General features: G+C 45.1%; 22 protein-coding genes. All 22 read right to left on the reverse strand.

Features of this window, described 5'->3' with window-relative positions; genetic code table 11:
* Nucleotides 1-16: 16 nt before the first annotated feature.
* Nucleotides 17-307 (reverse strand): EscU/YscU/HrcU family type III secretion system export apparatus switch protein, encoded by a 291-nt coding sequence (locus MKY34_RS18685; RefSeq protein WP_342512621.1) that lies wholly within the window; start codon nt 305-307, stop codon nt 17-19.
* Entirely contained in the window at nt 304-2,241 is a 1,938-nt protein-coding gene (locus tag MKY34_RS18690; RefSeq protein WP_342512622.1) for a hypothetical protein, read from the reverse strand. The genes MKY34_RS18685 and MKY34_RS18690 overlap by 4 nt, the downstream gene beginning before the upstream one ends.
* Nucleotides 2,238-3,020, reverse strand: a complete 783-nt coding sequence (locus MKY34_RS18695) for a ribonuclease HII (protein WP_342512623.1) — start codon at nt 3,018-3,020, stop codon at nt 2,238-2,240. Before MKY34_RS18695 ends, MKY34_RS18690 begins: the two co-directional genes overlap by 4 nt.
* A gap of 589 nt (nt 3,021-3,609) precedes the next feature.
* Nucleotides 3,610-4,470, reverse strand: coding sequence for a ribosome biogenesis GTPase YlqF (ylqF, locus tag MKY34_RS18700; RefSeq protein WP_342512624.1), 861 nt, complete (start codon nt 4,468-4,470; stop codon nt 3,610-3,612).
* A 17-nt stretch (nt 4,471-4,487) separates the two neighbouring features.
* Nucleotides 4,488-5,048, reverse strand: a complete 561-nt coding sequence (gene lepB, locus MKY34_RS18705; RefSeq protein ID WP_342512625.1) for a signal peptidase I — start codon at nt 5,046-5,048, stop codon at nt 4,488-4,490.
* 101 nt (nt 5,049-5,149) lie between these two features.
* Nucleotides 5,150-5,494, reverse strand: coding sequence for a 50S ribosomal protein L19 (gene rplS / locus MKY34_RS18710; protein ID WP_318615551.1), 345 nt, complete (start codon nt 5,492-5,494; stop codon nt 5,150-5,152).
* A gap of 133 nt (nt 5,495-5,627) precedes the next feature.
* Nucleotides 5,628-6,365 (reverse strand): tRNA (guanosine(37)-N1)-methyltransferase TrmD, encoded by a 738-nt coding sequence (gene trmD / locus MKY34_RS18715; protein ID WP_342512626.1) that lies wholly within the window; start codon nt 6,363-6,365, stop codon nt 5,628-5,630.
* Nucleotides 6,362-6,880, reverse strand: coding sequence for a ribosome maturation factor RimM (rimM, locus tag MKY34_RS18720; protein WP_342512627.1), 519 nt, complete (start codon nt 6,878-6,880; stop codon nt 6,362-6,364). The genes trmD and rimM overlap by 4 nt, the downstream gene beginning before the upstream one ends.
* Nucleotides 6,881-6,973: 93 nt before the next feature.
* A complete protein-coding gene (locus MKY34_RS18725; protein ID WP_342512628.1) occupies nt 6,974-7,207 on the reverse strand; it encodes a KH domain-containing protein in 234 nt (77 codons plus the stop codon).
* A 165-nt stretch (nt 7,208-7,372) separates the two neighbouring features.
* Nucleotides 7,373-7,645, reverse strand: a complete 273-nt coding sequence (gene rpsP, locus MKY34_RS18730; protein ID WP_342512629.1) for a 30S ribosomal protein S16 — start codon at nt 7,643-7,645, stop codon at nt 7,373-7,375.
* Between the two features lie 171 nt (nt 7,646-7,816).
* Nucleotides 7,817-9,172: a signal recognition particle protein gene (ffh, locus tag MKY34_RS18735; protein ID WP_342512630.1), complete on the reverse strand. Its 1,356-nt coding sequence runs from the start codon at nt 9,170-9,172 to the stop codon at nt 7,817-7,819.
* A gap of 12 nt (nt 9,173-9,184) precedes the next feature.
* Nucleotides 9,185-9,520 carry a putative DNA-binding protein gene (locus MKY34_RS18740; protein ID WP_342512631.1) on the reverse strand — a complete coding sequence of 112 codons (336 nt, stop codon included), beginning with the start codon at nt 9,518-9,520 and terminating at the stop codon, nt 9,185-9,187.
* A 70-nt stretch (nt 9,521-9,590) separates the two neighbouring features.
* Complete coding sequence (gene ftsY / locus MKY34_RS18745; RefSeq protein WP_342512632.1) at nt 9,591-10,598, reverse strand: signal recognition particle-docking protein FtsY; 1,008 nt, start codon at nt 10,596-10,598, stop codon at nt 9,591-9,593.
* A gap of 14 nt (nt 10,599-10,612) precedes the next feature.
* Nucleotides 10,613-14,170, reverse strand: coding sequence for a chromosome segregation protein SMC (gene smc / locus MKY34_RS18750; RefSeq protein ID WP_342512633.1), 3,558 nt, complete (start codon nt 14,168-14,170; stop codon nt 10,613-10,615).
* A gap of 2 nt (nt 14,171-14,172) precedes the next feature.
* Nucleotides 14,173-14,940, reverse strand: a complete 768-nt coding sequence (gene rnc / locus MKY34_RS18755; RefSeq protein WP_342515300.1) for a ribonuclease III — start codon at nt 14,938-14,940, stop codon at nt 14,173-14,175.
* Between the two features lie 145 nt (nt 14,941-15,085).
* A complete protein-coding gene (locus MKY34_RS18760) occupies nt 15,086-15,322 on the reverse strand; it encodes an acyl carrier protein (RefSeq protein WP_342512634.1) in 237 nt (78 codons plus the stop codon).
* A 291-nt stretch (nt 15,323-15,613) separates the two neighbouring features.
* On the reverse strand, nt 15,614-16,360 hold the full coding sequence (gene fabG / locus MKY34_RS18765; protein ID WP_342512635.1) for a 3-oxoacyl-[acyl-carrier-protein] reductase: 747 nt from the start codon (nt 16,358-16,360) through the stop codon (nt 15,614-15,616).
* Nucleotides 16,360-17,304: an ACP S-malonyltransferase gene (fabD, locus tag MKY34_RS18770; RefSeq protein ID WP_342512636.1), complete on the reverse strand. Its 945-nt coding sequence runs from the start codon at nt 17,302-17,304 to the stop codon at nt 16,360-16,362. Before fabD ends, fabG begins: the two co-directional genes overlap by 1 nt.
* Nucleotides 17,301-18,293, reverse strand: a complete 993-nt coding sequence (gene plsX / locus MKY34_RS18775; protein WP_342512637.1) for a phosphate acyltransferase PlsX — start codon at nt 18,291-18,293, stop codon at nt 17,301-17,303. Before plsX ends, fabD begins: the two co-directional genes overlap by 4 nt.
* The gene (fapR, locus tag MKY34_RS18780; protein WP_342512638.1) at nt 18,290-18,874 is read right to left on the reverse strand and encodes a transcription factor FapR; all 585 of its coding nucleotides are present in this window, start codon (nt 18,872-18,874) and stop codon (nt 18,290-18,292) included. Before fapR ends, plsX begins: the two co-directional genes overlap by 4 nt.
* 91 nt (nt 18,875-18,965) lie before the next feature.
* Nucleotides 18,966-21,014 (reverse strand): ATP-dependent DNA helicase RecG, encoded by a 2,049-nt coding sequence (gene recG / locus MKY34_RS18785; protein WP_342512639.1) that lies wholly within the window; start codon nt 21,012-21,014, stop codon nt 18,966-18,968.
* A complete protein-coding gene (gene sdaAA / locus MKY34_RS18790) occupies nt 20,995-21,903 on the reverse strand; it encodes an L-serine ammonia-lyase, iron-sulfur-dependent, subunit alpha (RefSeq protein WP_342512640.1) in 909 nt (302 codons plus the stop codon). Before sdaAA ends, recG begins: the two co-directional genes overlap by 20 nt.
* Nucleotides 21,904-21,905 lie beyond the last annotated feature (2 nt).

The following is a 21,905-nucleotide window of genomic DNA, read 5'->3' on the forward strand; positions in this document are numbered from 1 at the left end:
ATATCTCCTATAAAAATTACATTTTTTTCTGAAGACCATGTTCACGGTCTACGTGGTAAATATAAGCAAATACTTCTGAAACTGCTTGATATAATTCTTCCGGGATTGTCTCATTTAAATCCAATTGTCCCAGCAATTCTACCAGACTTGGATCTTCTTGAATCGGTACATTATGCGCCTTCGCTTTTTCTAGTATATTTTCGGCAATTTTACCTTTTCCTTTCGCCATCACTCTCGGAGCTTCCCGAGTATTCGGGTCATAAGAAAGGGCAACTGCCTCTTTTCGGACATGCCGTTCATTAGTCATATGCGGAAATCCACTCCTTGCCCGTCAGTTTCCAACCGACTCTTCTGTTTCTTCACCTTTTTCCCTTCTTCAGCAAAGTTTTTGAAGAAGACACCGGATAATTTATAGTCAGCCGCCTCGAGACCTTCCTTCAATTTGAGTTGAAGCGGAGCTCCGATTACCTTGAGCTTGTCATCCGCATTAAACACCGTAACCGTAACAACTCGATTCTGAACCTGCATATCAATGACTGTTTTTTCAATAGACTCGAGATCAAGGTAAAAAAGAATGCGAGCAAAGTCAGCATCAATTTTGCCGTTTTCTTTCATCCTGCCATTCCACTGCAACGTCGTATCGATTCGCTTGCCAAAAAACTCCAGTGGTACTTGCATCACTAACTGATGCTGCACGCCGTTTTCACCTGACTGCAAAAGCGGTCCGTTCATACGCATCGCAACCGTTTCTGCCGCCTCGCGCAAAGCTGGTGAAATCGCCGGATCTTGCATCAGCGTGAGTAACTGCGGCTTCAATGTCTCCGCTAGACGCCCAATATCAGCGTCTCTTCCAAGTAAACCCGCCTCATAGTTTACGCCTAAAGAGCGCATAACGGTTTGCAACGCCTCCTTCATCGCCTTGCCATCTACCGCAGAAGCGACCGTCGTTTCTGCGGTCTGCACGAGCCGCGTAATCACCGTATTGTCAGATCGTTCCGCTGCTTGGGTAAGCCCCGTGAGTTTGTCCGCCCCTTGTTGACCAAGTAGCGCGAGCAATTGCCCCTTCGCGCCTTCGGATGCGTTTTGCGCGGCAAGCGGCGCAGCCACAACCTGCTCAGCACTTGTTCGAACAAGCGCTAGACTGAATTCCTGAACAAATTTCGACACTAGCGTAGCAGACAGAGAGGCGCTAGCCGTACGATCAATCATTGCCGTCAGCATCGCTTTTTGTTCTGCATTCAACGTCGGTTCGGTCGCTACAAGCGCTCTTAACGCATCGAGAGGCGCTTTCATCTGCGCCGGCGGCGTATTACTTAGTTGTTTGAACAGGCTTGTTATGTCTTGCATCGTTAGTGCAACAGCTTTACCACCAGTATCCACGGATGCTGGTCCTGTAACAACTGGGCGCCCCCCCTCCCCACTCGCCACAAGCGAAGTAAGCACTTGTTGCAAATTTGCCAAAGAAGTGCGTTCTGGTAAAACACCCACACTTTTTAATAGCTGTAATATAGCGAAGCGGTTTTCTGGGCGTTCTGTTTGTTCCAGCAGTGTCAGCATCGATTGACCGAGCAACGCACTCCCTGTCACCCGTGCTAATGGTTTAGCCATCTTATCTAGCGCAGCCAAAATTGCGTCCTTTACTTGCGAAGAGACCGAACTGTCGGCTGCTAATGTTGTTTTTAGCGCTTGCAAAGCTGCATGCAAACCTTCTTTCGTCTCAACACCTAGCAGAGAACGAAAAACGGAGTCGGTTAAAGGTAATTTCAATTCAACGATTTTTTGAATGGATACAAGTGCCTCATTTCTCGCCGCTGCCGGCACACTTTTTAACAGCTCCTCCGCTTGAATAAGGCCCTCTCTCGTCATCGGTATTTTGTTTTTCATAACGAATGTTAAAAGTGACTCCATTTCCGGTGTTTTCGGCAATTGCATCGCATCCATCAACCCACCTAGTTGACGTGCTTGTCCTTCCGTTGCCTGCATTGGCCCCGATATAATTTTCAATTGCAATTCCGGTTTCACCGTATTAACTTGAAAATAGTAGGAATCGCCCGCTTTCATCGGCACGTCAATTTTAGCCATTAACTTTTGTCCGCCAATTTGTACTTCTGCCATTTGCCCTGGAAAAAGTTGCTTAATCTGTCCTTGAAACATCTGCCCTTCATTCAGTACAAGTGGCCTATTTTGAACAGACGCTGCTGATACGTGTCCTGACAATGGTGCCATTGTTGGAAAACTCATTCGTTCCTCCTCCTTTCCGCAAGCATGGACTTCACAGGTTCGAATGTTGCCCGATGATGTATGCAAGGTCCATATAGCTGTAACGCTTGTACATGTTCCGCCGTTCCATAGCCCGCATTTTTCGAGAAATTGTACATTGGAAATTCCTTATGCAAATCATCCATCAATGCATCCCTCGTCGTCTTCGCTAAAATCGATGCCGCCGCAATTGCCAAACTTTGCGCATCGCCCTTAATAATCGATTTTGTCGAACAATCTATCTGGAGCGTCATCGCATCTGCAATGACAAAATCCGGTGCAAGTTCAAGTCCCTTCACGGCTTGCTCCATTGACACCCGCGTCGCGGCATAAATATTTAACGCATCAATCTGGCTTGCCGACTGAATATGAATGGAATAAGCGATTGCTACGTCTCGAATTTTTCCAGCAAGCCTTTCCCGCTCTACTTTCGAAATTTGCTTGGAATCATCTAATCCAACGAGTTCAGGTGCCTCTTGCGGTAAGATGACCGCTGCAGTGACTACAGGACCCGCTAACGGTCCTCTTCCTGCTTCATCTACACCAGCCACCTTTGCACCGTCAAACGGTGCAAACGATCTGTCAAACGCTTCTTTCGCATGATGTTGATCGATGATTGCTTTTTTCTTATCATACTGGCGCTGCCATCTATCGATCGCTTTTTTCACACCCACCCTCGAATCCTGTAGAAGCTCGTCGATCCAAGGTCCAGGCTCATCAGTCATCTTTAACTTGTCAACAATGTCTTTTATTGTTTTCAATTTCCATCACCTTCCCAATCCCCTGTATGCCACTTTTTCTTTATATCGGCAATTGAAACCGATTTTCGACCTATAGCAATTACGCCTCGGCGTAATTGCGTCCAGATTTTTTTCGAGCCTGGGGCCTACAGGAAGTAGGTCATGCAGTCATCGCGACAGGACGTCGCGCACTTAGACTGCCTTCCAAAGCTCCTCTAAAAACCTGTGACATCCGCCGGCCGACAAAAACGCCATTTCCACTTCCTGTGGCATTGTCGGCACTAGTACATCCTATTTGGGCCAACAGGATGTTGGTCATGCAGGCGTTGCCAATCGAACTGCGAAGGGTTCGATCGGCCGTGTTTCTGCGCTTTTTGCAGAAATTAAGGCACCTTTCTTTGGACTTGGCGACCTTAGCCTGCGTACCTCTATCGTTTAGCGGGCGTTTGAACACCCACTGGACAGAAAAACAAAACCGCATTCATCTCGCCACCTATCGAGATAGGTGTTTTCTGTAGCTGACGCTTCGCTTTCAGTACAAAAAGATTTGCTGAATGAAGATAAAAAGAAAAGCCGATTGCCGCGGATGTTATTCCGTACCGGCATCGGCCTATTCGTTATGTTGTTGCACGGTGAAATCGAATGATAGTTTTCCAAGATTTTCGTTCCGAATATCTCGAACAATCAACTCAGCAACCTTATCATAGTCCACTTCTCCACCTACTGTATACACCTTACGCAGTGTGCCAATATGATTGAACATCGGAAGAACCTCTTCACTAATTGTTTCCAAACCGTATCGTTTTAACAGTCGATCTGGATAATTCGCTTCTAGGAATCGCAAACCGTAAACGGCCAAATCCTCCATATTGACAATCGAGTCTTTAATAGCACCTGTAAGTGCAAGTTTATAGCCCGCTTCTTTATCTTCGAACTTCGGCCATAAAATACCTGGCGTATCCAATAATTCAAGCTCTTTACCGAATTTAATCCATTGCTGCGCTCTCGTTACACCTGGTGTGTTTCCTGTTTTCGCAATATTTTTTTTGGCAAGTCGGTTAATGAGTGTTGATTTTCCTACATTCGGAATACCGACAATCATCGCTCGGATGGCGCCTGGTCGAATTCCTCTGCTACGCATTCTAGCTAGCTTCGGTTCCAAAATTTCTTTTGCAGCCTTCGTCACCGTTTGAAGACCTTTTCCTTCAAATGAATTAATCGCCACTGCACGCATCCCTTGGTTTTCAAAGTAACGAATCCAGCGAGCTGTTTCTGTTTCATCCGCAAGGTCCATTTTATTTAAAATTAAGAGCCTTGGCTTTTGATGAATTACTTCGTCAATCATCGGATTTCTCGAAGAGAGTGGCAGCCTCGCGTCGATCAATTCAAAAACAATGTCGACAAGCTTTAGTTGTTCAGTTACTTCTCGGCGTGCTTTCGCCATATGCCCGGGAAACCATTGAATCGTCATGCTGTCAGTCCCCTCCCTTATTTGACAATCCCGATATTTTTAATTGGCCAAAATACCATCTTTGTGCTACCGATAATTTCATCGATCGATACAAAACCAATCATGCGGGAATCTTTACTTTTTCTTCTATTGTCTCCAAGCACAAATACATGACCTTCAGGAACCGTCTTACTTCCCCACTTCTCTTCAAGTGTGAAGTCCTCCGTCAATGTACCATCTAAAATCTCTGCTTTGTATTCATCGAGATAAGGCTCTTCAAACGCTTCGCCATTAATGTATAAAACGTCATCACGATACGCTATCTCATCTCCCGGAAGTCCAATGACCCGTTTGATGTAGTCTTTCTGTTCCGGTGCATGAAACACGACGATATCAAAATGTTTCGGTTCTCCAATTGTATAGCCAATCTTATTGACAATCATTTTGTCGCCATGCTCGAGCGTAGGCATCATTGACACACCGTCAACGACAATCGGTGTGAATAGGAATGTACGAATAACTAGTGCAAGTCCAAAAGCGATTAATAGCGCTTTGGTCCATTCCCATACTTCGTTCTTTTTTTTCTTTTCTTCACTCATTGACTAAGCCTCCCGCATCCTTGTGTCCTTATTGTACCGTCTTTTCATTTTTGAGGCAAAAAGAAAGGAGGCCGTTTGGCGGCCTCCTGTGTCTTTGCTTTTTATCGAAGTTCTTTGATACGAGCAGCTTTTCCGCGTAGGCTGCGAAGGTAGTACAATTTCGCACGGCGTACTTTACCACGACGAATCACTTCAAGTAGAGTAATTTTTGGTGTGTGTACAGGGAATGTACGTTCAACGCCAACACCGTTAGAGATTTTACGGACTGTGAATGTTTCACTGATTCCGCCTCCACGACGTTTGATGACAACACCTTCGAATAGCTGGATACGCTCACGCGTTCCCTCTACGATTTTCACGTGCAAACGAACTGTGTCTCCCGCACGGAATGATGGGTGATCTGCACGAAGCTGATCTTTTGTAATGTCTGCAATTAGTTGTTGCATAGTTAACCTCTCCTTATCCACAGATGCTCTTGCATTTCTTACCTTTGCAGCGGAACACCAGTCAGTATGTACTCCACATAGAAGCACATTCTAAATAGTATCACAAAGGGTATGCCGGTGCAAGATAATCTAATTATTTTTTATCGCGTTTTAATTGATCCAAATAGTTGCGCTGATGCTCGGTCAATGGAGCATCATTTAACAAATCAGGCCTGCGTTCAAACGTCCGTAGTAACGACTGTTCTTCACGCCATTTGTCAACTGCCGCATGGTTGCCTGACAATAGCACTGCCGGCACTTCCATTCCATTAAAATTGGCCGGCCTTGTATATTGAGGGTGTTCGAGCAAGCCCGTGGAAAATGAATCGAGCACAGGAGAATCTGCATTGCCAAGTACATTCGGCAAGAGTCTCACGACGCTATCAATGACCGCCATCGCCGCGATTTCTCCTCCTGTTAATACGAAATCACCCAGCGACACTTCATCCGTAACAAGATGCTGTCGAATGCGTTCATCATAGCCTTCATAATGACCGCATATGAACACGACATGTTCTTCAGCCGCAAATTCTTCCGCTTTCTTTTGAGTAAATCGTTCTCCCTGCGGACACATCAGCACAACACGTGGTCGTTTTTCAAGTCCCTCGGATAACGCTTCAACAGCAGCAAAAAGAGGCTCTGGCTTGAGTACCATCCCCGCGCCGCCTCCGTAGGGATAATCATCAACCTTATGATGCTTATTCGTTGAATAATCGCGGAAATCCGTAACACCAAATGCCACTGCACCATTTTCCTGCGCCTTTTTCATAATCGACGAATGGAGCACACCCTCAAACATTTCTGGAAATAACGACAAGACATCGATTTTCATTGTGACAGAAGTCCTTCCAATGGATCGATAACAATTTTCTTGCTGTCAATGTCGATTTCCTTAACGACATCTTCAATATAAGGAATATAATGCGGCTTTCCTTTTTCCGGTGTAACCGTCCAAACATCATTAGCGCCCGTTTCAAGAATATCCGTCACCTTACCAAGCTCAACACCATCTAATGTGACAACTGTACAACCTTTGATTTCGTGGTAGTAAAACTCATTCTCATCCAGCTCACCTAATTGATCTTCAGCAATTTTAAAGACACCATCTCGATATTTTTCTACATCATTTAGGTTTGGATGGTTTTCGAATGTTAATAAATCGAAGTTTTTATGTTGGCGATGACTCGCTACCGTTAAGTAAATTGGTGTTTTACTGTTCGGCATAAACAAAGCGAGCTTATTGCCTACCTGATAACGTTCTTCTGGAAAGTGCGTACGTGACATCACACGGACTTCTCCACGAATACCATGCGTATTCACGATTGTTCCTACATTGAACCATTGCATACCTTAACACCATCTTTCATTCAAATAGGGCGTTCTCTATCTACAAGTTTTTAGACAAAAAAGGAAGGAACATAAGCTCCTTCCTTTTCCGTATTAGTCTATAATATCTAAATAGACTTTTTTACCGTGGTGACTTCCTGCTGCTGAATAAACAATAGTCCGTATCGCTTTCGCTACACGTCCCTGTTTACCGATTACTTTCCCCATATCGTCAGGATTCACGGATAGTTTGTAAGTGACACGATTATCGTGCTCTTCCTGCGCCACCCGAATATCCTCGGGGTAATCGACTAACGGCTTCACGATTGTTTCAATCAGCTGCTTCATGTGCACCCCTCCTGATTATCCCGTATTAACGGGCAGTAAAACTCCACTTTCGTAGATAGAATCGAACCTTCAGACATTATATAGGCGTTAACTGCCCCGTAAATGCCCGATTGGTTCAACTAGTAATCAGCGGGGTGAAAAACTCCCTCTGATTACAGTTTCACTTTACTTACCTTGTTTAGCGTTATGGAATTTTTCCATGATGCCTTGGTCAGAAAACAGGTTGCGAACTGTATCAGATGGTTTCGCACCGTTCTGAAGCCATTTAAGAGCTAGTTCTTCGTTGATTTTTACTTCCGCAGGTTTTGTAAGCGGGTTGTAAGTACCAACTGTTTCGATTTGACGACCATCACGTGGTGAACGTGAATCTGCTACTACAATACGATAGAAAGGAGTTTTCTTTGCTCCCATACGTTTAAGACGAATTTTAACTGACATTTTTTCTTGCACCTCCGAATAGTTTCACACAAGATAGTATATTATCAAGCTTTCTCATGTTTGTAAAGTGTTTTTTCTTAACACCTTAAATTTCTTTCAAAAACACCGGTTTTTTATTGTGTCTAGACTCCGGGCGCCAGATGCTCGGGTCATAAGCCAGCCCAGCGCTTTTTATTTAAATAACGAGTCAAACCCAGGCATTTTCATCTTCTTTTTCCCTTTTTGTTGCATGTTTGTCATCTGCTTAACCATCTTTTTCATATCTTCGAATTGCTTCAACAAACGGTTCACTTCCTGAATAGACGTTCCCGAACCTTTAGCAATTCGCTTACGACGGTTGGCATTGATGATTTCAGGCGTAGTGCGTTCTGCTATTGTCATCGATTGAATGACAGCCTCAACACGCCCCATTTGCCCTTCATCGACCTTGGCATTTTCGAGTCCTTTGATCTTATTAGCACCTGGCATCATTTTCAATAGCTCATCCAACGGTCCCATCTTCTTCACTTGTTGTAACTGATCAAGGAAGTCGTCAAGTGTAAATGATTGCGTTCGGAACTTCTGTTCAAGCTCTTTCGCCTTCTCTTCATCCACATTCTCTTGCGCTTTTTCAATGAGTGACATGACATCACCCATACCTAGAATTCGAGAAGCCATGCGCTCTGGATGGAACGGTTCAAGCGCATCCATTTTCTCACCCATCCCGACAAATTTAATCGGTTTTTCAGTGACAGAACGTATGGATAACGCAGCACCGCCTCGGGTATCCCCATCCAACTTTGTGAGGATGACGCCTGTAATATCAACAGTTTCATTGAAGTTCTGTGCAACATTGACAGCATCCTGCCCCGTCATTGCGTCGACAACAAGAAACACTTCTTCCGGCTTGCTTAGCTCACGAATATCTTTCAGTTCTTGCATCAATTCTTCATCCACATGAAGTCGGCCCGCTGTATCAATGATGACAACATCATTATGCTCTCTTTCAGCCTCTTCTAATGCTTGACGAACAATTTCGACCGGCGAGACATCTGTACCGAGCGCAAAGACTGGCATCGTCAACTGCTTGCCGAGCGTCTGCAATTGCTGGATTGCTGCCGGCCTGTAAACGTCAGCTGCCACAAGTAACGGCTTTTTGTTATGCCGTTTACGAAGGACCGTTGCTAATTTCCCAGTTGTTGTTGTTTTTCCGGCACCTTGCAACCCGACCATCATAATGACAGTCGGTGATTTCCGAGCAAACTGAATAGGATTTTGTTCGCCACCCATTAGGTTCGTTAACTCATCTTTAACAATTTTTACAACTTGTTGACCCGGCGTCAGACTTTTCATGACGTCTTGACCGACCGCGCGTTCACTGACCGTTTTGACAAATGATTTGACAACTTTCAAGTTGACGTCCGCTTCAATCAAAGCAAAACGGACTTCACGCATCATTTCTTTAACGTCTGCTTCACTAATTTTACCTTTGCCCGTGATTTTCTGTAGCGTCCCTTGCAGGCGCTGGGCTAAACCTTCAAATGCCATGCACAGAGCCTCCTACTCATGATCTTTTAGTTCGTTCAATAGTTCCCTGATTGCCGCTAAGTGCTCTTCTTCCCCTATAACAAGTTGCTCCAAACGCTCTACAATGTCCAAGCGCTGTTGAAATTTCGAGAAGAGGTTCAACTTCGTTTCATAATCTTCAAGCATCGCTTCCGTCCGACGAACATTATCATAAACAGCTTGACGTGATACGCCGTATTCTCCCGCGATTTCGCCAAGGGAAAAATCATCCAAATAATATAATTGCATATACAGTCTCTGTTTATCAGTCAATAGCGACTGATAGAAATCGAAGAGGAAGTTAATACGTGTTGTTTTTGCAAGAACCATGCGGCTTGCCCCCTCCAGTTATTTCTCTCTATGCCATCATAGTACGGCAACTATATACCGTCAAGTAAAATTACTTGTCTAGTTCCTCTTGGTCCCGTTCTAGTTCCAATCCATCTGCGAAGAGACCGTAGACATATTTTTCCGGATCAAATGGTTGTAAATCGTCTACACCTTCACCTAGACCCACAAACTTCACAGGAATGCTCAGCTTCTTACGAATAGCCAGTACAATACCACCTTTAGCTGTACCATCAAGCTTCGTCAGAACAATGCCTGTCACGTTTGTTGCTTCTTTAAATGTCTGTGCTTGAACGAGTGCATTTTGCCCAGTTGTTGCATCAAGCGCAAGGAGCACTTCATGGGGCGCACCTGGCACTTCTTTACTAATGACGCGATGCACTTTTTCTAATTCGTTCATCAAGTTGACTTTATTTTGCAACCTACCTGCCGTATCGCAAATGAGGACATCTACTTTACGGTTTTTAGCTGCCCGAATTGCATCGTACATGACTGCTGCTGGATCGGATCCTTCTGATTGTCGAATGACTTCAACACCCGAACGCTCACCCCAAACTACGAGCTGATCGATAGCACCTGCCCGGAACGTATCGCCCGCTGCCAGCATGACCGTTTTTCCTTCTGCCATCAGTCGCGCTGCCAATTTCCCAATCGTTGTCGTTTTTCCAACACCGTTAACACCTACCATTAGCACAACCGTCAGACCATCTTCTTGGATATTCAAGCTGCTATCAATTTGCTCGCCCGCTTCATAAATTTCAACGAGTTTTTGCGAAATAACAGATTGGATACCCGCCGTATCTTTAATGTTTTTACGTTGCACTTCCAGTTTCAATTGGTCGATAAGCTCCATGACCGTCTCAAAGCCCACATCTGCTTGTAACAGCAGTTCTTCCAGTTCTTCAAAGAACTCCTCATCGACTTCTCGAAAGCGCGCGACGAGGTCATTTACTTTCGAAGTGAAGGAATCCCGCGTTTTTGTGAGACCATCTTTAAATTTCTCAGTTACCGCTTCATTTGTGCCCGTAATTTTTTCTTTTAATCGCTTAAAAAATGACAATGACCTACACTCCTTTACATAATGGCTTCTTCTGGTATCTCCGAAAGTTTGACAGAAATAAGCTTCGAGACACCCGATTCTTGCATCGTAATCCCGTATAGCACATCTGCACCTTCCATCGTCCCTTTTCGATGCGTAATGACGATGAATTGTGTCTTCTCAGAGAACTTTTTCAAATATTTACTGTAACGTATGACATTGGCCTCGTCGAGTGCCGCTTCGACTTCATCGAGAATACAAAACGGTACGGGCCGCACTTCGATAATGGAAAAGAGAAGGACGATTGCTGTCAATGCCCGTTCTCCACCAGAAAGCAGACTTAGATTTTGCAATTTCTTTCCTGGTGGCCGCGCAACAATATCGACACCTGTTTCAAGCAGGTTCCCCGGTTGCGTGAGGATTAAATCGGCATCTCCACCACCAAACATCTCTTTAAATACATGTCGGAATCGATTCTGAACTGCATTAAACGTCGTCGAAAATCGAAGTGTCATCTCCGTATCCATTTCAGCCATGGCTTCATGTAACGTATTTTTTGCCTCAAGCAAATCATTTCTTTGCTCAGTCAAAAACTGATGACGCTCTGAAACCTCCATATATTCAACGATGGAACCCGGGTTAACAGGACCTAAAGCGTTCAACTCATTTTTCAATTGCTCAACCTTGTCCCTCGTCTGTTGCTCATCGAAATCAGCTGCGATATCCGTGTCCGGGTACAAACCATAGTCATCGAGTAAACGCTCTGTAATCGCTTCGTACCTTACCTCAAGGCGAGAGATAGACACGGTCACCGCATTCAAAGCAGTATTCGCTTCACTAGCACGATTTCTCAGCTGCCGCAGCGACGTAACCATTTTATCCATGTTCTCTGCCAACTCTTTACGCTGCTCTCGCCCTTGCTCAATCGCCAGTTCAATCGATACTTTGTCCGTAAACGCTTTATCAATCTTCCCAGCGATTTCTTCCGCAGTTAACTCTTTACCTTCCGCATTTCCTGTGAAAAATTGCTGTTCATCCTGTAATGCAGCAAGCTTGTGTTCCAATTGCTCGTAGGATTGTTCCATGTCAGCAATAGATGCTTGTTGGTGCGCCCGCTGTTCGCGTAAAACAGCGATTTGTTCACGTAACTTGTTGTATCGATTCGTCAACGTCGCTTCTTCGTTACGTCGATCAGCCGCCAAACGCTCAAGTGTTTCCACTTCCACTTGGATTGTTTCGAGTACCTTTTTCACTTGCCCATGTTGTTGTTGCAAAACCGCTTTCGCTTTCAAAAGTTCCGTACCCGTATTTTCAACCCCACGTCTGCCGATTTCCATCGAAGCCACTTCTGATTCAACAGCTTTGATAGATATATCCGTTTCTCGAACAGCCGATTCAGCAGTAGCTACTTCCATTTGTAGACTTTCTGTCAACGTGCGCAGTTGTTCTGTTTCATGTAAATTTTTCGCAACCGCCATTTTGGTATCGCCAATTTTCATAGTAGCTGTTTCAATGGAATCAGCCATTTGCGTCAACTGGACCTTCAAAGTTTCCAGCTCGGCTTTTCGCGTAAAGACAGATGCCTGTCCTTTCACACCGCCTCCTGTAAGCGAACCACCAGCATTCACAACGTCCCCATCAATTGTCACGATACGGAAACGATAGCCAAGCATTTTCGCGATAGCAGAGGCACCAGCAAGCGTTTTAACAACAATCGTGTTCCCTAACAAATTTTCCGTAATAATGGTATACGCTTTTTCCGTTTGTACGAGACCATCCGCCGTCCCAATAAACTCAGGATGTTGCGCAACCGTACTTAGCGTAGACGGTTGAATTTTCCGCGACTTCATGACATCTCTAGGAAGGAATGTCGCACGACCAGCATTTTTCGCCTTCAAATAGCCGATTGCCTTCCTCGCCTCTTGTTCTGTCGCTGTCACAATATGCTGCATTGCACCGCCAAGTGCTGTTTCAACGGCTTTGACATACGCTTTGTCAACAGAAATTAGTTCTGCAACGGCACCATCAATACCAGATAACTTGTTAGATTTTTTTGCAACAAGCACTTCCCGCACACCTGAGTAAAAACCAGAGAAATCCGCTTCCATGCTTTCTAATGCACGCAAACGCCCACGCATCTCATGCTGTTTGTTGAGTGCATGTTGCATGAGTTCCTGCTGGTTTCCGAGTTCAGCTTCCGCTTTTCGAGCTGCTTGTAGCGATTGTCGATAAGCCTGATCTGTTGTCGTCAACTGCTGTTTTAATTCAGCGAGCTTCTTTACCCTCGAAGCCTTCTCTGTAGCTAACCCCTGAAGTCGCTCTTTTAACGTGGCCGTTTGTTGTAAAATCCTTTCAGAAGATGACTTTTCCCCTTCAAGATTTTCATCCATATGTTTCAAATCGTTGCGGATCGTCGCTTCCTCATTCAATCGATCAATATACGATGACTTCAACTCTTCAATTTCAATTTCTGTTTCTTTAACCGACCGTTTCAAAATTTGGGAAATACCATCCATCTCTACGGATATTGCCCCATATTCTTTTTCATTCACAATCTGTTTCTCGCGTGCTAGCTTCAGTTTTCCCACTAATTCCGTACGTTCTTTTTCGGCAGCTGCCAACTCCAGTTGCAGTCGCTCCAGTTGTTGGTCTGCATTCCGTCGTTTTTCAAGCGATAACAGACGTCGACCTTCCCATTTCTCAGTTGTAGCCGTTGCCTCGACAAGCTTCCTTTGGAGCGTTTCCACTTCTTTATCGATATCTGCAAGTTGTGTACTCAACTTGGTAGAAGCTTCTTCGGCAGTCTTCGCCTCATTTTCTAGTCGTTCTTTCTCTTGATCGAGCTGCTCAGCTTGCTCAAATTCAGCAAGGAGCTTACTGCGCAAATTCCCTGCATCATAGTTGAGCAATAGTACATCAGCTTCTCGTGTCTCTTCCGATAGTACCTTATGCTTTTCAGCTGCTTCCGCACTATGTTTTAGCGGTTCAATTCTCGTATCCAATTCTTTTAAAATATCAAGCACTCGATCCAGATTGTCCTCTGTTTCAAACAGTTTATGCTCTGCTTTCTTTTTTCGCGTTTTATATTTCAGAACGCCAGCTGCTTCATCAAAAATACTCCGTCGATCTTCTGGACGGCTATTTAATATTTCATCAACCCGGCCTTGCGAAATAATCGAAAATGCTTCTTTTCCAAGACCTGAGTCCATAAAAATATCATTAATATCTTTGAGCCGACATTGTTGACCGTTCAATAAATAGGCACTTTCACCTGAACGAAAAACGCGTCGACTGACACTGATTTCCGTATAATCAAGTGGAAATAATCCTTTACTGTTATCAAAAATGAGCGTTACTTCCGCAAAATTAAGTGGTTTTCGGGAATCGCTACCGACAAAAATGACATCTTCCATTTTAGCGCCACGTAGCGATTTCGCGGACTGTTCACCTAGCACCCAACGAATAGCATCCGTAATATTACTTTTCCCGCTACCATTCGGACCGACAATGGCTGTTACACCCGGGACAAAATCAATGCCGACACGCTCTGCAAATGATTTGAAACCCATAATTTCAATTCTTTTAAGAAACACGATTAAATCTCTCCTTCAGCCTGCCGACCCTTCAATTCTTGAATTGCATGGCGAGCTGCTTCTTGTTCGGCTTCTTTTTTCGATTTCCCTAGACCAGACCCCAGCTGCTGTTCACCAAGTCGAACAACCGTCACGAATTTCTTGGCATGAGCAGGGCCTTTTTCTTCGATGATTTCGTATAGAAGTTGACCGCTATTTGTCTGCTGAACAATTTCTTGCAGACGGCTTTTGTAATCCATCACATGCGAAAAAGCACCGACGCTGATTTTCGGAAAGACAATTTGTTCAAGGAAGGGGGTTACCGCTTCCATCCCCTGGTCTATGTACAAAGCACCTATAAATGCCTCAAAGACGTCAGCAAGAAGGGCAGGACGCATTCGGCCACCCGTCTGTTCTTCGCCTTTTCCTAGAAGTATATAATCGCCAAAACCTAGCTCATTCGAAAACTTCACAAGAGAGGGTTCACAAACAATTGCCGCACGTAATTTCGTCAGTTCTCCTTCACTCATATTAGGCTCTGTTGAATAAAGGAACCGAGACACACCTAGCTCTAACACTGCATCTCCTAAAAATTCAAGTCTTTCGTTATCGGTGAAATTTTTCCTCCGATGCTCATTCACATATGATGAATGCGTAAAGGCATTATATAGCAATGATTTATCGATAAATGGAATCGCTAATCTCGCTTGTAACTCATCAAACTTATTCCTCACCGCTACCGGTAAAGATGCGTTTGTATTCTTTTCTCTGTAGTTGCGCTTATTGGTCATAATCGATTCTGCCTTTCGTACATAATGCATATAATTTTACCCTTTTCTTAGCCTTAGTGCAAAAAAGATTCATACACAACCGAAAAGAGACACTTTCAGTCCTTTCTAGTAGGAAAGGACGAAAGCGTCTCCGTCGGATTACACCTTATTTTACTTTCGATTCGATATACGAAACTGCATTACCGACCGTTGAAATATTTTCAGCGTCATCATCGGAAATTTCCATTTCGAACTCATCTTCTAATTCCATTACAAGCTCTACGACGTCTAGTGAATCTGCGCCGAGATCGTCACGGAAAGAAGCTTCTGGTTTCACTTCACTCTCATCGACACCTAGGCGATCGACGATTACTTTCGTTACACGTTCAAGTACTGTTGACAAATTTGTCACCTCCCCTCAAGAAATGCAATGCGGAAGGCGCCGGTTTTATAGGACGTGACCTAAGTTCACCGCTTCCTGCGGCAACGGTTACGTGACCTACATCCTGTAGGATCCCGACAGGCATAAGTCGGTGTAGCAACGTGGCGTTCTTTGCCACATAGTTAAACTGCTATCGAGGAACACAGTCTAGGAACGCCGCGTCCTGCGGCAACGACTGCGTAACTCACATCCTGTGAGCCTTCGAGGAGCTGGCGCCTGGAGCTAGACACCCCAAATACACAAACACCTTTATTACATTACCATGCCACCGTCAACATGGATAGTCTGTCCTGTAATATAAGCTGCATCATCTGATAATAAAAACAGAACGGACTTCGCTACATCTGCTGGACTTCCCAACTTGCCAAGTGGAATTGCCCCAAGCATCTGACTTTTAACATCTTCGTTCAAAGCATCCGTCATGTCTGTTGTAATGAAACCAGGTGCAACGGCATTGACGTTAATATTCCGAGAGGCAAGCTCTTTCGCCGCCGTCTTCGTAAAGCCAATGACACCCGCTTTGGCTGCCACATAGTTTGCTTGTCCAGCATTGCCAGAAACGCCAACAATTGATGCCACGTTGACAATCTTTCCAGCGCGTTGGCGCATCATTTGACGTGTGACACCTTTCGTACAAAGGAATACGCCTTTTAAGTTAATGCTGATGACATCATCCCACTCGTCATCTTTCATACGCATTAGTAAATTATCTCTCGTAATTCCTGCATTGTTCACAAGAATATCAATCGAGCCAAACGTCTCTAGCGTTTTATCGACCATTTCTTTCACACTATCCGCATTCGAAACGTCCGCTTGAATCGCGAAAGCTTCTCCACCAGCAGCCGTGATCAAGTTAACCACTTCGTCAGCCCGATCTTTGCTACCACTATAGTTTACAGCCACACGTGCTCCTTCTTGTGCAAGTAACAACGCGATTTCACGACCAATTCCGCGTGACGCTCCTGTAACGATTGCTGCTTTCCCTGCAAATCTTCCCATTACGACCACCCTTTCGATGCTTCGATTACCGCTTGTAACGTTTCTTCATCATAGACCGGTAGTACTGTAGCACTGCGATCGATTTTTTTCACCAATCCACTCAATACTTTACCTGGACCACATTCGATGAAATGCGTAACGCCAAGTTCAAGCAGTGTACGGACAGAATCTTCCCAAAGAACAGGAGAATACAATTGTTCGACCAGATATTGTTGAATGTCATTGTGATTTTCTACAACAGACGCATTCACATTGGCGATGACGGGAATCGCAGCGTTTTTCATTTCTACATTAGCCAATGTTGCACTTAACTTTTCAGCAGCCGGTTTCATAAGTGAAGAATGGAACGGTCCACTTACATCAAGCGGAATCGCTCTTTTTGCGCCCGCTTCTTTCAGTTGCACACATGCTTTTTCAACGCCTGCTTTCGTTCCTGAAATGACAATTTGTCCAGGACAATTCAAGTTAGCCGGTTGAACCGCAAAACCCTCCGCCGTAATAGCATCTGTTACTTCTTTAAGCTTTTCGCCATCCAAGCCTAGAATGGCAGCCATGGCACCTTCACCAGCTGGAACCGCCTCGTTCATGTACAAACCGCGATTATGGACAACTGATACGCCATCTTCAAATGACATTACCCCCGATGCCACTAGCGCTGTATACTCTCCGAGGCTATGCCCCGCTGTATACGCTGGTGTAATGCCTTCTTCGACTAATCGTGCCGCAATCATCGAACCGACTGTTAGAAGCGCTGGCTGAGCGTTATACGTTAGCGTCAGCTCCTCTTGAGGCCCCTCTATAATCAGTTTGCTCAATGGAAAATTCAGCACTTGGTCCGCTTGCTCCAAAAAATGCTTGCTGCCCGCATGCGTTTCGCTGAATTCTTGCCCCATCCCAACCGATTGCGATCCTTGTCCCGGAAAAATAAATGCCACTTTTGTCATTGTTTATCCACCTTTCCAATCGTTTCACGAATTGTTCCACAAACATCGTACTGCGCCATTGTCCGTGCTTGGCGAACTGCATTCAAAATCGCATTGGCATTGGAAGAGCCATGCGCCTTGATGACAGGTGATTTCAAGCCAAACAAACCGGCTCCGCCGTACTCCGTATAATCCATTTTTGTTTTCAAACCGCGCAACCCGTCTTTCACGAGCACAGCAGATAATTTGGATTTCAAAGAAGCGCCATACACTTCTTTCAGCATAGAAAAGAAGGATAATGCCGTCCCTTCAATCGTTTTCAACACGACATTTCCCGTAAAGCCGTCCGTCACCACAACATCCGCAACACCATTTAACAATTCACGTGATTCAACGTTGCCGATGAAATTGATGGGCGCTTTTGCTAACAACTCAAATGCCACCTTCGTCAATTCGTTCCCTTTGCCTTCTTCAGTTCCGATATTCAATAAACCAATACGCGGTTTGTCAATGCCCCGTACTTTTTCCGCATAAATACTTCCCATAATGGCATATTGCTCAAGATGAGACGGTTTCGCATCTGCATTTGCGCCCAAATCCAGCATGACAAAACCTGTGCCATCAATCGTCGGCAATGTCGGTGCAAGCGCAGGGCGTTCAATACCATCAATGCGGCCAACCACGAACAAGCCAGCTGCCATTAACGCACCTGTATTCCCCGCCGATACGCAAGCATCTGCTTCTCCATCTTTTACCGCCTGTGCCATTCTCACCATGGAGGCATCCTTTTTACGTCGAATTGCACGCACAGGCTCATCATCTGGTTCAATTATTTCCGTACAATGGATCACCTTTAAACGAGCATGTTCCTTTAAAAAAGGAGCCATCACCTGTTCATCTCCATAAATATGTATGTGTATATCATTGAATGCATCTAGACTGTCGAGTACACCCGCAATGATTGCCTCGGGCGCATGATCCCCACCCATTCCGTCTACCGCTATAATCATTTCGATTCCTCCCGCTTCTTGTCAGTCGTCCGATACATATAAAATTCGCCGGTGAATACTGTTTCATCACTGACGGTCGAAATCACTTCGACGAGCGTTCTTCTTTCCAACAAACTTTCTTTTTTCACCTCGGCGCGTGCGACTACTCGGTCCCCCGCTTTGACAGGCTTTAAAAAGTGGATGGTCGATTTCACCGTTAACGCCAAATCATCATCCATCACCGCAACAGCAAGTGAGTTTGCTTGCGCAAAAAGATGATGTCCTCGTGCAATGCCATTGCGCTGAAAGACATGATCTGCCGTCACATCGAATATGGACAACGCTCTTTTATCAAGTTCAATATCAACAATGTCGCCAATAATTTCGTCTGAATGAAGTGACTTCACTTCTTCTTGCATCGTTCTTGATGCAACCGTTTTTAGCCGTTCTCTCAATTCAGGGATGCCACACTCTAGTCGATCCAATCGTATCGTCTGGACGCTGACCGTAAAATGCTCCGCTAATTCCCCATCTGTTAGGAACGGGTTTTCTTCAAGCAACAATCCAAGCTGTCGTTGCCTTTCCTTTTTAGGCATTCTCAATCGTTTCACCTTCCGGATTAGCACTTGGTACTAATAGTAGTATATAAAGACGAAAAAAAGAATGCAAGAGGTATTCTCCTTTTGCATTCTTTTAGTCAATTCTGCCACCACTAAGAGCACCTGATTGTTCGAGCTGCGACCTAAGAATCGTATATGCTTCATCTTCCCAAAAATGCGTAGATGCCAACAACTTTTCCGCATCCTCACGAGCCGTATTCAGCGCCCTGTAATCATGAACAGGATCGGCCACTTGAAACTCCGGCATACCGCTTTGCTTTTTCCCGAAAAAGTCCCCCGCCCCGCGTAATTCTAAGTCTTTTTCCGCCAAAACAAAGCCATCATTTGTTTCAGTCATGGATTGCATACGTTCTTTACCTTCTTCTGTTTTCGGATCCGCCAACAACACACAATAGGATTGCTCTGCACCACGCCCCACACGACCTCTTAACTGGTGAAGCTGTGCAAGACCAAATCGTGTCGCATCATAAATCAACATAAATGTAGCGTTCGGTACATTGACACCTACTTCTACGACAGTCGTCGACACGAGTACATGGATATTCCCTTCGCTAAAATCCCGCATAATGGCATCTTTATCATCCGCATGGAGTCGTCCATGCATAAGGCCCACTGCATATTTGCCACTAAAATATGTTGAAAGTTGACTATGTACATCGACCGCATTTTGGACATCCAACTTATCCGATTCCTCTATCAACGGACAAATGACGTATGCCTGACGCCCTGCTTGTAGCTCTTTTTCCATCTTCCGCAAAACCGGAAGAAGCGAATCTTCTTTTAACCAATGTGTTTCGATTTTTTTCCTTCCTGCCGGCAATTCATCGAGAATGGATACGTCCATCTCACCAAACGCTGTGATGGCAAGCGTCCTCGGAATTGGCGTCGCCGTCATAAAGAGCACATCTGGATGGAGGCCTTTATCTCGCAAAATACGCCGCTGTTCGACACCGAAGCGATGTTGCTCATCCGTAATAACAAGTCCAGGATTTTTGAAGACAACATCCGGCTGAATCAGCGCATGCGTTCCAATTAGTAGATCCACTTCCCCTAATTCCAGTTGCTCCAGCAAATTTTTCCGCGCTTTTCCTTTTGTCGAACCCGCGAGAAATGCCACCGTCACCCCCAGTGGCTCCAACCATTCAGCAAGCGAAGCGGCATGCTGCTCAGCCAAAATTTCTGTCGGCGCCATTAATGCACCTTGAAATCCGGCTGTAATCGTAGCGTATAAGGCAATTGCCGCCACAACCGTTTTCCCAGAACCTACATCACCTTGCAATAGACGATTCATCCGAATAGGGCTTTTAAGCTCTGCACATAATTCGTTTACAACACGCTTCTGTGCTGCCGTCAATTCAAATGGTAAAGAGGCGATGAAGTGCTTTACTTTCGCCAAGTCATAGTCAATGGCTACACCCTTTTCGGCTTCCTTCCGCGCTTTTTTCATACCGAGCATTTTCAATTGAAAGAGCAACAGTTCCTCATAAACAAAGCGTCGTCTCGCATGCTTAACGTCTTGTGGGCTCGTCGGAAAATGCATCATTTCAAGCGCCTCTTCCATCCCTGGTAATCGATACATTTCTCGAATGTCTGCCGGAAGTGACTCTTCGTGTTGTCCTACTACCGCATCTAGCGCATTACGCATAAATTTACGAAAGGTCTTTTGATGCATAGCCCCTTTCAAACTGTAGACCGGTTCAAAATCAGCTTGCTCTGTTTTCGGCCCATCTTTAAAATTACTCACATTGATCACTTGTCGCCCACGATCCCATTTCCCCGTAACCGTCACAACATTGCCAAGGGCGAGCCGATCCTTCAAATAATGCTGGTTGAAAAAGACCGCCTTCACAAGATGCGGTCCTGCCAGCAGTCGGACTTGTAGACGTGATTTGTTCTTCCCTAAAAAAAGAACGGAAGGCTCACTTTCGACCCTTCCTTCAATCGTAACCCGTTCATTATGTGGTGTTTCGGTCAAATCCTTTAATCGAAAATCTTCATGACGATAGGGAAATGCTCGTACAAGGTCTCCAATCGTCGTAATTCCCAGCGCCTCAAACTGCTGTCCCGCCACTTTTCCGACTCCCTTTATCGTCGTAACAGGATCATGAATGGACTGCGTCACTTTGAGCATTCCCTTTACCGAATATCTCCGCTTCAAGCGCTTTGCCCGTTGGTGTTGTAGCTAGTCCCCCCTTAGCTGTTTCGCGCAATGCGGATGGCATCGTTTGCCCGATTCGATACATCGCATCGATCACTTCGTCTGTTGGAATGCGGCTGACAACTCCAGCAAGTGCCATATCAGCTCCAACAAGCGCTTTCGCTGCTCCCATAGCATTACGCTTTACGCATGGGACTTCCACAAGGCCCGCAACTGGATCACAAACGAGACCAAGCATATTTTTCATAACGATAGAAAATGCTTCAGCGCTTTGTTGTGGCGTCCCTCCTGCCATTTCAACGATTGCTGCAGCCGCCATAGAACCTGCTGAGCCTGTTTCCGCCTGACAACCACCTGCTGCACCCGAAATTGACGCATTATTGGCAACAACAAAGCCGAATGCCCCCGACGTAAAGAGATAATTGATCATTTGTTCGCGAGTTGGATTCAGTTTGTTTTTGACTGCAAATAATGTCCCAGGTACAATTCCCGCTGCACCAGCAGTCGGCGTAGCACAAATTGTTCCCATCGCCGCATTGACTTCGTTCGTCGCGACCGCTTTACTCACCGCATCCATGATTAAATCACCTGATAATGATTTTCCAGACGCGATATAATTTTGAATAAGGACTGCGTCTCCGCCTGTTAATCCAGAAGTCGACTTTACACCTTGCAATCCTTTTTCCACGGCACTTTCCATCACCGTTAAATTATTATCCATTTGGGCAATAATTTCTTCCCGTGTACGTTTCGTAATAAGCATTTCCTGTTCAATCATAATTTCTGATATCGGCTTGTTTTGCGCTTCTGCAAGTGCAACAAGCTCCTTTACCGTACCGAATAGTACTTCCATGT

This window comes from Sporosarcina sp. FSL K6-1522 (assembly GCF_038622445.1).
In the GTDB taxonomy this organism is placed as follows: domain Bacteria; phylum Bacillota; class Bacilli; order Bacillales_A; family Planococcaceae; genus Sporosarcina.